This window comes from Haloarcula sp. CBA1131, from assembly GCF_008728975.1.
GTDB lineage: Archaea > Halobacteriota > Halobacteria > Halobacteriales > Haloarculaceae > Haloarcula > Haloarcula hispanica.
In genome coordinates this window covers 460398-473745 of the sequence record NZ_RPCY01000001.1, presented here as the reverse complement: position 1 = coordinate 473745, position 13348 = coordinate 460398, and the positions used below count along the sequence as shown (strand labels likewise).

11 protein-coding genes are annotated in these 13348 nt (G+C 66.3%); 4 read left to right on the top strand and 7 right to left on the bottom strand.

Features of this window, described 5'->3' with window-relative positions; genetic code table 11:
- Window positions 1-4 precede the first annotated feature (4 nt).
- The 7 genes from argC to Har1131_RS02415 form a co-directional block, all read right to left on the bottom strand.
- Window positions 5-1042, bottom strand: a complete 1038-nt coding sequence (argC, locus tag Har1131_RS02445; RefSeq protein WP_151102690.1) for an N-acetyl-gamma-glutamyl-phosphate reductase — start codon at window positions 1040-1042, stop codon at window positions 5-7.
- Window positions 1039-1989: a RimK family alpha-L-glutamate ligase gene (locus Har1131_RS02440; protein WP_151102691.1), complete on the bottom strand. Its 951-nt coding sequence runs from the start codon at window positions 1987-1989 to the stop codon at window positions 1039-1041. Before Har1131_RS02440 ends, argC begins: the two co-directional genes overlap by 4 nt.
- 84 nt (window positions 1990-2073) lie before the next feature.
- Complete coding sequence (lysW, locus tag Har1131_RS02435; RefSeq protein ID WP_004959888.1) at window positions 2074-2238, bottom strand: lysine biosynthesis protein LysW; 165 nt, start codon at window positions 2236-2238, stop codon at window positions 2074-2076.
- A 165-nt stretch (window positions 2239-2403) separates the two neighbouring features.
- Complete coding sequence (gene argH / locus Har1131_RS02430) at window positions 2404-3930, bottom strand: argininosuccinate lyase (protein ID WP_151144928.1); 1527 nt, start codon at window positions 3928-3930, stop codon at window positions 2404-2406.
- A 4-nt stretch (window positions 3931-3934) separates the two neighbouring features.
- Complete coding sequence (locus Har1131_RS02425; RefSeq protein ID WP_050037275.1) at window positions 3935-5203, bottom strand: argininosuccinate synthase; 1269 nt, start codon at window positions 5201-5203, stop codon at window positions 3935-3937.
- Between the two features lie 397 nt (window positions 5204-5600).
- Entirely contained in the window at window positions 5601-6389 is a 789-nt protein-coding gene (locus Har1131_RS02420; protein WP_191907461.1) for a hypothetical protein, read from the bottom strand.
- A gap of 137 nt (window positions 6390-6526) precedes the next feature.
- A complete protein-coding gene (locus Har1131_RS02415) occupies window positions 6527-7621 on the bottom strand; it encodes a hypothetical protein (protein WP_151144925.1) in 1095 nt (364 codons plus the stop codon).
- A 157-nt stretch (window positions 7622-7778) separates the two neighbouring features.
- Between Har1131_RS02415 and Har1131_RS02410 the strand changes: the two genes are divergently transcribed.
- From Har1131_RS02410 to Har1131_RS02395, 4 genes are all read left to right on the top strand, one after another.
- Window positions 7779-7967, top strand: coding sequence for a hypothetical protein (locus Har1131_RS02410; RefSeq protein WP_014041693.1), 189 nt, complete (start codon window positions 7779-7781; stop codon window positions 7965-7967).
- Between the two features lie 39 nt (window positions 7968-8006).
- A complete protein-coding gene (locus Har1131_RS02405; RefSeq protein ID WP_014041694.1) occupies window positions 8007-8516 on the top strand; it encodes a 2'-5' RNA ligase family protein in 510 nt (169 codons plus the stop codon).
- A 188-nt stretch (window positions 8517-8704) separates the two neighbouring features.
- The gene (locus Har1131_RS02400) at window positions 8705-9127 is read left to right on the top strand and encodes a PPC domain-containing DNA-binding protein (protein WP_151144922.1); all 423 of its coding nucleotides are present in this window, start codon (window positions 8705-8707) and stop codon (window positions 9125-9127) included.
- A gap of 1 nt (window position 9128) precedes the next feature.
- Entirely contained in the window at window positions 9129-13316 is a 4188-nt protein-coding gene (locus Har1131_RS02395; RefSeq protein WP_151144919.1) for a DNA-directed DNA polymerase II large subunit, read from the top strand.
- The last annotated feature ends 32 nt before the right edge of the window (window positions 13317-13348 follow it).

Sequence of the window (13348 nt, the reverse complement as noted above, 5' to 3'; positions counted from 1 at the left end):
GGGGTTACGGTGCGCCGACGGGGTGGAGCCCCTGGAACTCCAGCCCCGCCGTCTCTTCGATGCCGAGGGCGACGTTGGCCGCGTGAACGGCCTGGCCCGCCGACCCTTTCATCATGTTGTCGATGGCCGAGAACACGACCAGTCGCTTGTTGCCGGGGTCGAGTTCGAAGCCGACCTCGGCGCGGTTCGTTCCCGCGACCGACTTGGGTTCGGGGTAGCGGTAGACGCCACCGCCCCCGGCGACGAGTTCGACGAAGGGTTCGTCCTCGTACTCGCCGCGGTAGGCTCCCCAGAGGTCGCCTTTCGAGACCGGGCCCTCGGGGAAGACGTGACAGGTCGCGCTCGCGCCGCGAATCATGTCCACCGCGTGGACGGTGAATGACACGTCGATGCCGAGGAACTGCTGAATCTCGGCCTCGTGGCGGTGGCCCGTGGGCGCGTACGGGCGGACGACGCCCGAGCGCTCGGGGTGGCTGGAGGCCTCGCCGCCGCCGGCCCCGCCCTCGCTGGACCCGACCTTCACGTCCACGACGACCTGCTCGTCGCCGGAGAGGATGTCGGCCTCGAACAACGGGAGCAGGCCCAGGATCGTCGCCGTGGCGTTGCAGCCGCCGGAGGCGATGAGGTCCGCGCCTTCGAGGTTGTCGCGGTTGAGTTCCGGCAGCGCGTACTCGCTCTGTTCGAGGAGTTTCGGGCGTGTGTGCCCGTCGTACCACTCGTCGTACTGGGCCTCGCTCTCGAGGCGGAAGTCCGCCGAGAGGTCGACGACAGTGCCGGCCGCCTCCTGGAACGCGTCGATCTGTTCCATCGAGACGCCGTGGGGCGTCGCGGCGAACAGCACGTCAACCGACTCCAGGTCCGACGGCGAGGAGAAGCGCAGGTCCGAGTGGCGAAGGTTCGGGTGCGAGTGCCCGATAGTCTTGTTCTCCTTCGAGCGGCTGGTCGCCTGTGCCAGTTCGAACTCGGGGTGACCGTCGAGGATGCGAAGCAGTTCCCCGCCGGTGAATCCGGAGCCGCCGACGACACTCGCGGTGTACGTCATGCTGTCACCTCGGCGTCAGTCTCGGTCGCCGCTTTCTGTTCGAGCCAGTCGACGACCTTCGCGGGCACGTCCACGTCGGTGACCTCGTTCAAGGCCTTGAACTCGACGGTGTGGTTGACCTCGTGGACCGTGTAGTCCTCGAACTCGCGCGCTCGCGGCTCGTCGCCGCTCGCCTGTCCCGAGGCCTCCCGCTGGTCGGCCTCGCCTCCCTCTTCGACACCGACCTCCATCAGGTCGATACCGAGCAGGCCGCCACCGACCGCGTCGGAGGCCTTCTCGACCAGTTCCAGTGCGCGGTCGTCCAGTTCGAACTCGTCGGTTTCAGCGCCCTTGGCGGCGTTGGTGAGCCAGTGGTCCGAGGAGCGGACCATCGCCGCGATGGGCTCGCCGTCGACGGCCAGCACGCGCATGTCGCGGCCGGGCTTGTCGACGAACTCCTGGACGTAGAAGATCTTGTGCTCGTAGTGGCCGAGCGTCTCCTTGTGTTCGAGGATGGCCTCGGCGGCCGAGCGGGAGTCGATCTTCGCCATCAGGCGACCCCAGGAGCCGACGACCGGCTTGAGGACGCAGGGGTAGCCGAACTTCTCGATGGATTCCAGCGCCGCGTCCTTCGTGAACGCCACGTCGGTGTTCGGCGTCGGCACGCCCGCGGCCTCCAGCGCGAGGCTGTTGTTGACCTTGTCCGCGCAGGTGTCGGCGACCTCGGGTCCGTTGACCACGGGGACGCCGTAGGCCTTCGCGAACTTCGTCGCGTACACGCTGCGGCTGGTCGCCAGACAGCGGTCGACGACGAGGTCCAGATCCTCGAAGGCCTCGGGGGCTTCGTGGATGTTGAACTGCTGTTTGCGAACGTCTATCTTCTCGATCTCGTGGTCGCGCTCGCGCAGTTCCGACAGGAGCAGCTTCTCGTCCCGGCGGATGCGCGAGTAGAGGAGTCCGACTTTCATACTGAGTCCTCCGTGGGTTCGCGGCTCGCAGCGTCGAGCGCCACGGTCACGTACGGCGTCGAGCGCCGCGCCACCGCGAACACCTCACTCACCCCAGTCCTCTTCGAGCTCGGGTGCGCTGTCGAGCTCGACAGGGTCGGCGCCAACGACTTCCAGTTCGGCACCGCAGGTGGCACAGTCAACGATCTCTCCGACTTCGAGGTTGTCGTGCAGGGACACGTCCGCCCCGCACTCGATGCATTCTGCCATTGTAGTTCATCCTGTGACAGGGATCCACTTAAAGCCTTCGAACATATCAGAATAGTTTAACAAGATATACTGCCTTCTAATCGTATCAAAGCTCCAAATCCGCCACGTTTCCGAATCGTGTATCAGAAGTATGGTATAATTGTCCCGCGAGGGGACGGTGGTCGGTCAGACATATCGGTCCACCTCCGTCTGGCGGCGGTCAGCCGCCTGTGAAACCGCTTGCCAGCGGTCAGTCAGTGCCTCGCTGTCGGCGGCGAGTGCGTCTTCGGCTACCGACACCTGCTCGGCGACGGCGTCGGGGGCCGGGCCACCGCGAGAGTCCCGCATCGCGACACTTTCCGCTGGGTCAAGTGCGTCCTCCAGCGCGTCGCGGTCGACGTAGGCTGACAGAGGCTCGCCCAGCACGTCCTCGGCGACGGCCGACAGTGCCTCGTAGTCGGGCGCGTCTTCCTCGGACCCCAGACCGGCGGCGGCCTCGGCAACGACCTCGTGGGCCGTGCGGAACGGCACACCGGCCATCGCCAGCAAGTCCGCCACGCCAGTCGCCGTCGCAAAGCCATCAGTGGCTGCGGCTTCGAGCGTCTCGGCAGGCCAGTCAGCGGTTGCGACCGCGCCCGCGGCGACTGCCACGCTCTCGGTGACGCTGTCGATGGCGTCCCAAGCGTGGCGACCGGCGCGCTGCAGGTCGCGGTTGTACGCCCGGGGCTGGCCCTTCAGATTGGTCAGCAGGCCGTTCAGCCCGGCGACGGCGTCACCCGTCCGACCGCGGACCAGCTCCAGCGTGTCGGGGTTCTTCTTCTGGGGCATGATCGAGGAGGTCGAGGCGTAGTCGTCGTCGAGGGTGACGTGGCCCTTGCTCGCCATCACGACCACGTCCTCGGACAGCCCCGACAGGTTCGTCGCCAGCGTCGCGACAGCGCTGGTCGTCTCGACGAGGAAATCCCGCGTCGCCGAGGCATCCATCGAATTCTCGGCGACGCCCTCGAACCCGAGCAACTCGGCCGTGCGCTCGCGGTCCACATCGAAGGGCGTCCCGGCGAACGCGGCCGACCCGAGCGGGTTCTGGTTGACGCGCTCGTAGGCGTCCAGCAGGCGCGCGGTGTCGCGCTGGAGCGCCTGCTCGTAGGACAGCACCCAGTGGGCGACCGTGGTCGGCTGGGCAGGCTGGAGATGCGTGTAGCCGGGTATCACCGTCTCCCGTTCGGCGCGAGCCACGTCGATGAGTTGCTTGCGGGCACCGACGACGGTCTCGACGAGGTCCAGAACGTCTTCGCGCAGGCGGTAGCGGATGCAGGCCGCCACCTCGTCGTTGCGCGAGCGAGCGGTGTGCATCTTCCCGCCGTCCGGGCCGACGCGCTCGATGACCGCACTCTCGATGGCTTCGTGGACATCCTCGCCGTCGGGCAGCGCACCGTGGCCCGCGTCTTCCACGTCCGCGAGCGCGGCCAGCACGTCGCCGGCCGTCTCGCGGTCGATGATCTCCTGTTCGGCCAACATCACGACGTGGGCGCGGTCGACGGCCAGGTCGGCCGCGAAGATGCGCTCGTCGTCGGACAGCGAGGAGAGGAACGACCGGGCGGGCCCGCCCGCGAAGCGGTCGCGGCGGACGACCGTCTCGCCGCTTCGGTCGGCGTCGCCCGCTGTGGCCGCGTGGTCCGCGTCCGCCGTCTCGTGGTCCTCGCCGTCGCTCATTCGCTTACTCCTCCGTGTCCTCAGTCGCGGCGTCAGATTGGTCGCCGCTGCCGTCCGTTACGGCAGCGCCCTTCTTCGCGTCGTCGAGGATCTTGTTCGCGAGGCGGGACTGGAAGCCGTGGTACTTCGCAACGCCGGTGGCGTCTTGCTGGGTGATCCCGCCGGAGACGTCCTCCTCGTTGAACGAGGCCGCCGACTCGCTGTAGACGGCGTAGTCGGACTCGCGGGAGACCGGGCGGCAGTGACCGCCTTCGAGTTTGACCGTGACGGTACCGGTGACGCGCTCGTTGGTGTCGTCGATGAACGCTTCGAGCGCCCCCGTCAGCGGCGCGTCGACGAGGCCCTGGTAGGCCTTCTGGGACCACTCCTGATCGACCTGGGCCTTGAACTGGCGCTCCTCCTGCGTGAGGACGAGTCCTTCGAGCGCCTCGTGGGCCGTCAGCAGCACCGTCGCGGCGGGGTGCTCGTAGTTCTCGCGGACTTTCAGCCCGAGCATGCGGTCCTCCATCATGTCCGTGCGACCGATACCGTGGGCACCCGCCTGCTCGTTGAGTTGTTCGATGAGTTCGACCCCGCCGAGTTCCTCGCCGTCAACGGCAACGGGAACGCCGTCTTCAAATTCGACCTCGACGAGTTCGGCATCCTTGTCCGAGGGGTTGTCCGTCCACTTGTAGATGTCGTCGGCTGGAATAGTGCTCGGGTCTTCGAGTTCGGAGCCCTCGATGGAGCGGCTCCAGAGGTTCGTGTCGATCGAGTAGCGACCGCCGTCGCCACCCTCGACGGGCAGGCCCTTCTCGGCGGCGTACTCGTTTTCCCATTCGCGGGTCAGTCCGAGTTCACGGACCGGTGCGATGACATCGAGGTCGGAGTCGCGCCAGACGGACTCGAAGCGGAGTTGGTCGTTGCCCTTGCCGGTACAGCCGTGTGCGACGGCCGAACAGCCCTCCTCTTCGGCGACTGAGAGAATGGCTTTGGCGATGACCGGGCGCGCGAGGGCGGTTCCGAGCGGGTAGCCCTGATAGTCGGCGTTAGCCTTGACGGCCTCCATACAGAGGTCCGCGAACTCCTCGGTGGCGTCGACGACGTGCTGTTCGACGCCCAGCGCTTCGGCGGTCTCCTCGGCCTCCTCGAACTCGTAGTCGGGCTGGCCGACGTCGACGGTGACGCCGATGACCTCGTCGTAGCCGTACTCTTCTTTCAGCAGCGATACGCAGACTGTCGTGTCGAGCCCGCCTGAGAAGGCGAGCGCGACGGTTCCGTTTCCTTCTGGCATGGATGTGTTCTGAATTGGTCCCGTGGTGTGCCTGTCGGTTTCTCGATCGAACAACAGATCGAGTATCCCATCGAACCGACGACGACGGCGTCTAGCGACGAAACGAACCTGTCGAGTGAAGAGTAAGTAGTAGTGGGCCTAGAAACGGCCCGGTCGTCGTCGTGGGGAGAAACGGAGGGACCCCTCGCTGTCCGCAGCGAGCATCGTGGAGCGAGAGGTCCGCGTCATGTACTACCTGCTGTGTGATTCGAGTACTAATAGTTTCCGTGTTCGCAGTGGCGTGTGTATGGTCCCCAGACACATGGACACAGTAGCCATCGCGTCGCCCGTAGCGGCCAGTAGCGACACGCAGACCGCTGTGTGACGAGGTTAAACAGTATCTTCGACTTCTTTTGTGCTATTGGCCAGCGTCGACAGTGTCGGACCCGACGTCGGTCGGCGGCTCAGTTTCACCGCCATCGGTGGCCGTCTCGTTGGCCGGCGTGGCATCGATATCGTCTGTCCGTTCACCTGCCTGAGTTCGTTCCCGCTCGACCCCGGGACGGTCGTCTGCCTCGGAGCGGTTCACCGCATCGCCGCCACGGTCGCTGGCAGCGTCAGGTCGAGCCTGCTGTCCGACGTTCGGCCCGGCGATACCCTGTGCGATAGCGGCGACGTCCGGACCACTCAGTTCGCTCGCGCGCTGTGAGAGGGTCTTGATTGCCGCCGCGTCGACGCCCTGCCTATCCAGGGCTTCGGCGGGGAGCTGGCTGGCGGTTTCGTTCGTTTCGTTAGCCAGTCGCTGGACGTTCTTCGTTTCGGCGTGGAGCTGTGCAGCCTTCGCCCGGTACTCGCCCTCCCTCATCGAGCCGTTCTCGCGGGCCTCGGCGAGCGCCTGCTTGCGCTGTTGGAGTTCCGCGAGCCGGGCCTCGGAGTCGTTCACCTGGTCGGCGACGACGGACGCCTTCGCGTCGTCAGTGTTCGCCTGCGCGATGCGGACCCCGAACGTCCGGGACTGGACCTCACCGTCAAGTTCGGCTTCCTGCACGCTGACGACGCCCGCCAGCTGTGCGCCGGGGGGCGTCGCGTTCTCGTCGGCCTGTTCGGTCACCGTTTCAGTCTCCTGTGCCATCGTCGCGGCGGGCACCGCGGCGAGCGTGCTCACCACGAGCACGACTGCCAGCAATACCGGAGTGGCTCGTCTCATTATAGCCGTTACTTGACCACCGAACACCCTATAAATAGGAGTCAGTGATGCCGGGTTAGCGCCGATTAAGCCGAATTAAAACCGCCCGACAGCAGTGATATGAGACGGCAGATTCCAGTAAACGGTCGGTTCCTTTATCACTGGGTTTCGCCGCCGCTGTCGGCTCCGTCGCTCCCGTCACCCTCCCCACCAGTCACGTCGGTGTCCGGCAGCGTCACCACGTTCTCGCGGCCGATGCGGAACGTCTCGACTTTGTCTTCGTCGCGCAGGCCCCCGATGACCTGACTCGTCTTGGCGTCGGTCCAGTCAAGTTCGCCGGCCACCTGCTGCTGTTTGAGCCGCCCGCCGTTGGATTCGAGCAGTTGCAGGACCTGCTCCTCGTTGCTCAGGAGTTCGGCCGGTGGTGCGCCAGCGTCGGCGTCCGTCACGGCGGCCGGCTCCGCTTCAGACTCGTCCGAGTCAACCATCGACGCCGGCGGTTCGGCCGGCTTACCGCCGCCGAGCACGCCGTACCGGCGAAGGGCATACGCTGCGGCGGCGATACCGACCAGCGCGAGGAGTCCGCCGACGAGGAGTCCGTTCGATTCGTCCTCCCCGTCAGCGGCGTCCCCCGGACTGACGACCACTCGCGGCTCGTTTTCCCCGAACGTCTGCTGGCCGCGCCAGGTGACAGAGGCGTTCTCCCGTTCGTCGGCCTGTGGCGCGACGGAGTCAGCCTGATAGTCCGCCGGCCAGCGCACGGTCAACGAGGTCTCGCTGTCCAGAAACAGCCCCGAGAGCGCGTCGCCGATTTCGATGCGGTCGCCGGAGACGCCGGCGAAGTTCGTCCACTGGAACCGATAGGTGATGACGCCGTACGTCTGGCCGAACGTCTCCTCGCGCGCGCTCACGGTGACGTTCTCGATGGCCATCTCGCGGCCGGTCGTGTTTTCGGCTGCCCCGGCAGTGTCCTGCATCCGGTTCTCGAAGCGGTCCGTGTACGCCGACGGGTTGGCCTGAATATCCGTCCGCAGGTCCTCGAATGCCTGCGTTGCGTTATCGTCGTCGAGTCGAATTCGGTAGGCGACCGTCCAGTCGGCGGTCCCGTCGGGGTCCACGTCAGCAGTCATCACGACCACATCCGCGTCGACGGACTGCTGGCCGAGGCTGCCGAAACCGACTCCGGTCGCTGTCGGTACAAGCAATGCTATCGCGACGAATACGACTACTAGCGTTCCAGCGCTCCGGCCCATCCTACCGCGGCTATCCCCTCAGCAGGTATATCGTTTATTGCCGATTGTGTGAACTGATAGTCAGGGGCCTTACATCCCAGGCAAGTTTGGTGGTTGGACTGGATCGCCTGCCCCCATGGCCACAAGGGGTTTGCCCCGCGAGGGAATCCTATCGAGCATGGACAGAGCCAAACTCGACGTGGACACTCTGCTGAAGATTGTCCTTGTCCTCATTGTGGTCTGGCTAGGGCTCGAAGTGCTCGATACAGCGCTCGGGCTGTTGACCGGCCTGCTCGGCATACTACAGCCGTTCCTCGGCGTGATTCTGATCGTCCTCATCGTCCTGTGGCTGCTCGACCGGCTGTAGGACCGCGCTCTTTTTGCCCACAGCGGACGAGCGCCCACTGTGTACAGCATCAACGTCCCGCTCCCGTCGGCAGTCACGTCGCTGGCGGCCGACCTCGCGGCCGACCTGCCGCTCGCACAGCGGCGGGGACGGGGCGAGCACACGCTGGTCGCCAAGCGACTGGGCGGCGGCGACCACACGGCCTACGCACGGCTGGAAGCGCAGGGACGTGAGGCGCTTCGCGGCCAGTCGGCGTTCGAGGCGCGGATTTCGGGCGTCGAGCAGTTCGAGACGGCCGTGACCGGTCCATCACCGGTGGTGTATCTCGCCGTCGAGAGCCCGGGGCTTGTCGCCCTGCACGAGCGGCTCTGCGAGCGGTTCGATCCCGTCGACGAAATGGAGGGCGACGCGTACGTCCCGCACGTAACCGTCGCCCGCGGCGGGGACCGCGACGCGGCCGCTCGGCTGGTCGAGCGGGACATCGAGCCGATCCGGTGGACCGTCGACGAACTCTCGTTCTACGACGCCGACCGGAACCATCCGGTCAGTCGGGTGTCGCTGCCGGGATAACGCCGGTCGGTCGTCTGTCCCGGCACAATGGCGAACAGGCGGCACGGGTCGGTCCCGGCGCGGTGTGCCGCGCAATCGCTGAGCGCGCCGGGTCGTGGCTACGTCACGGCGGCGGTAATCCCGGCCTCGGATATAAACGGTCGCACCGAAAGCAACGCTTTTGGAGCGGCCTGCCATCGAGTACGTATATGGATTACCGGGAAGTCGACAGTACGTCCGAGTACGTCTGCCGACTGGCACACGGCGCGGACTGGCGGGGCGAAATCGAGGCCTTCGCGGACGAACAGGGCATCGACGCCGGCTTCTTCTACGGGCTCGGGGCGGTCCAAGACGCGGAGCTCATGTTCTACGACCAGGACCGGACCGAGTACGACTCGGTGACCTTCGACGAACCGCTGGAAGTCGCCGCCTGTATGGGCAACATCTCGCAGCTGGACGGGGAGCGGTTCGCCCACACCCACGCTGTTCTCTCGCGGCCCGACGGCGAAGCGATTGCCGGCCACCTGAACGCCGGCACCGTCTGGGCGGGCGAGCTGTACGTCCGCGGGTTCGACACAGCACTGGAACGGGAGCACGACGAGCCAACCGACCTGGACCTCTGGAATATCTAAGATGCGAGAGGCCGACGAACAGTACTTCGAAACGCTGGAAACACAGCTCGAAGCCGCCTTCGACGTCGCCGAGCGGGCCAAAGAGCGCGGCGGTGACCCGAAGCCGGAGGTCGAGATTCCAACCGCGCGCGACATGGCAGACCGGGTCGAGAACATCCTCGGCATCGACGGCGTTGCCGAGCGGGTTCGAGAGCTGGAGGGGCAGATGTCCCGCGAGGAGGCCGCGCTGGAACTGGTCGAGGACTTCGTCGAGGGGACTGTCGGCGACTACGACAGCCGCGAAGGGAAAGTCGAGGGCGCGGTCCGGACCGCCGTTGCCCTGCTGACCGAGGGCGTCGTCGCCGCACCGATCGAGGGCATCGACCGCGTCGAACTGCTGGAAAACGACGACGGGACGGAGTTCATCAACGTCTACTACGCCGGCCCGATTCGGTCGGCTGGCGGGACCGCGCAGGCGTTGTCGGTGCTGGTCGCCGACTACGCCCGCGCACTGCTGGGCATCGACCAGTACAAGGCCCGCGACGACGAGATCGGGCGCTACGCCGAGGAAATCGACCTCTACGACAAGGACACCGGCCTGCAGTACTCACCCAAGGAGAAGGAGACGAAGTTCATCGCCGAGCACATGCCGATTATGCTCGACGGCGAAGCGACCGGCGACGAGGAAGTCTCGGGCTATCGGGACCTCGAACGCGTCGACTCGAACTCGCCGCGCGGCGGGATGTGTCTGGTACTGGCCGAAGGGATTGCCCTGAAAGCGCCGAAGATCCAGCGCTACACCCGGAACCTGAACGAGGTCGACTGGCCGTGGCTGCAGGACCTCATCGACGGGACCATCGGCAAGGACGAGGCCGACCAGGCGGACGGCTCGGAAGACGCGAGTGGAGACGACGCGAGCGAGGGAGCGGACGACGGCGGCGAGGACGACGCTGACGAGCAGTCGGGGCCGCCCCGCGTCGAGCCAGCCGACAAATACCTCCGGGACCTCATCGCCGGCCGACCGGTGTTCTCCCACCCGTCGAAGGCGGGCGGGTTTCGGCTTCGCTACGGGCGGTCGCGCAACCACGGCTTCGCGACCGCGGGCGTCCACCCGGCGACGATGCATCTCGTCGACGACTTCCTCGCGACCGGCACACAGATCAAGACCGAGCGGCCGGGGAAAGCCGCTGGCGTCGTGCCGGTCGACACCATCGAGGGGCCAACAGTCCGCCTGGCCAACGGCGACGTGCGCCGCATCGACGACGCCGAGGAGGCGCTGGAAGTCCGCAACGGCGTCGAGAAGATACTCGACCTGGGCGAGTACCTGGTCAACTACGGCGAGTTCGTCGAGAACAACCACCCGCTCGCGCCGGCCTCCTACACCGTCGAGTGGTGGGAACAGGACCTCGACGCCGCGGGCGCGGACGTGCAGGCGATGCAGGACTCGCCCCACGTCGACCTCGCCGACCCGAGCGCCGAGGAAGCCATCGAGTGGGCGACCGACTACGACGCCCCGTTGCACCCGAAATACACCTACCTCTGGCACGACGTGAGCGTCGACCAGGTGTGTGCGCTCGCCGACGCCGTCGAGGATGCACAGGTCGCACAGGCCGACGGCGCGTACGCCGACCCGGAGGTGAATGGTACAGCGGGCGAGACGTACAGCGACGACGGCGCGCTCGTCCTGCCCCGCACCGATGCCGTCCAGAAGACGCTGGAACACCTCCTCGTCGAGCACACCCAAGACGACGACACGATTACCGTCACCGACTGGGTGCCGCTGGTGCGGACACTCGGGTTCTCCCGCTCGTTAGAGCGGGACTGGACGCCTGCGGACCTCTCCGAGCGCGCCAAGACCTACGGCGAGAGCGAGTCGCTCGACGCAATCGGGGTAGCCGAGGACGCCGAACGCGAAGACGGCCAGAACGCAATCGAGGTAATCAACGAAATCGCGCCGTTTCAGGTCCGGGAGCGAGCCCCGACCCGCATCGGCAACCGGATGGGTCGCCCCGAGAAATCCGAGCGGCGGGACCTCTCGCCGGCCGTCCACACGCTCAGCCCCATCGGCGAGGCCGGCGGCGCACAGCGGGACGTGGCCAAGGCGACGAAGCACGCGGACGGGATGAGCGACACGCCCGGCCACGTCGAGGTGGAGATCGCCCGCCGGCGCTGTCCCGACTGCGGAACCGAGACCCACCAGGCGGGCTGTCCCGACTGTGGCGGCACCACCGAACCGGTGTACGTCTGTCCCGACTGCGAGGCCGAGGTCGAACGCGACGAGTCCGGCCGCGCGGAGTGTACGCGCTGTGAGACGCTCGCCTCGCCGACCCAGTACAAGGTACTCGACCTGCAAGAGGCCTACCGCGATGCCCTGCAGAACGTCGGCGAGCGCGAGACAGCCTTCGAGCAACTGAAAGCGGTCAAGGGGCTCACCTCCGAGGAGAAGGTCCCGGAGCCGATGGAGAAAGGTATCCTTCGGGCGAAACACGACGTGTCGGCGTTCAAGGACGGGACAGTGCGCTACGACATGACGGACCTGCCGGTGACGGCGGTCCGAGCCTCGGAACTGGACGTCTCCGCCGAGCGACTCCGAGGGCTGGGCTACACGGAGGACATCCACGGCGATCCGCTGACTCACGATGACCAGCTGGTCGAACTGAAGGTCCAGGACATCGTCCTCTCGGACGGCGCGGCCGAGCACATGCTCCAGACCGCTCGCTTCGTCGACGACCTCTTAGAGCAGTACTACGGGCTGGAGCGGTTCTACGAGTTCGACGACCGCGAGGACCTCGTCGGCGAACTCGTCTTCGGGATGGCCCCCCACACCAGCGCGGCGACGGTCGGGCGCGTGGTCGGCTTCACCTCCGCCGCCGTCGGCTACGCGCATCCGTACTTCCACGCCGCCAAACGCCGGAACTGCTTCCACCCGGACACGCGGCTGTGGTACGAAGACGAGAATGACGACTGGGAGTACGGGACCATCGAGGAACTGGTCGAAAACCGACTGGATGACCCCGACGAGGACGACTTCGGGACACTCGTTCAAGAGTTAGACGGCGACCTCACCGTGTCGTCGCTGGGCGAGAACGGTCCCTGTCGCCAGCCCGTCGACGCCGTCTCGAAACACCCCGCGCCGGACCACCTCGTCGAGATTTCCGTCGGCGACCGAACCCTCAGGGTTACGCCCGACCACACGATGCTCCGTGCCGGCTCCGATGGGATTGAGGAAGTCCCGGCGGGCGACCTGACTGCCGGCGACGAACTCCCTGCCTACGACGGCGGCGAGACGACCACGATGACGGCACGCGGCGAGGCCTCGACGGCAGCAACCGACGGCGCAGCCCCGACAGACACCGTCGAGACTGTCGAGTACGTCGAGAGCAACGTGGACCACGTCTACTGTCTCACGGTCGCCGACACGCACCGCGTTGCCGTCGAAGGAACCTATGTCGGCCAGTGCGACGGCGACGAGGACTGCGTGATGCTCCTGATGGACGGCCTGCTGAACTTCTCGAAGTCCTACCTCCCGAACCAGCGTGGCGGACAGATGGACGCCCCGCTGGTAATGTCCTCGCGCATCGACCCCAGCGAAATCGACGACGAGGCCCACAACATGGACATCATGGAGAGCTATCCCCGGGAGTTCTACGAAGCCACCCGCGAGATGAAAGACCCGACCGAGGTCGAAGACGTGATGAAAATCGCCGAGGAGACACTGGGGACCGACCGCGAGTACACCGAGTTTCGCCACACCCACGACACGGCGAACATCGCCGCCGGGCCGGACCTCTCGGCGTACAAGACGCTCGGGTCGATGGAGGACAAGATGGACGCCCAGCTCGAGATCTCCCGGAAGCTCCGGGCCGTCGTCGAGAGCGACGTGGCCGAGCGCATCATCGAGTACCACTTCCTGCCGGACCTCATCGGGAACCTCCGGGCGTTCTCCCGGCAAGAGACTCGCTGTCTGGACTGCGGCGAGTCGTTCCGCCGCGCGCCCCTGACCGGCGACTGTCGAGAGTGTGGCGGCCGCGTCAACCTCACCGTCCACGAGGGCTCGGTCAACAAGTACATCGACACGGCCATCCGCGTCGCCGACGAGTTCGGAGCCCGCGACTACACGAAACAGCGGCTCAAGATCCTGGAACGGAAAATAGAGTCGGTGTTCGAAAACGACCACAACAAGCAGTCAGGTATCGCGGACTTCATGTGAGCGATAGCGTCACCCGGATTCATCAGGGCGAC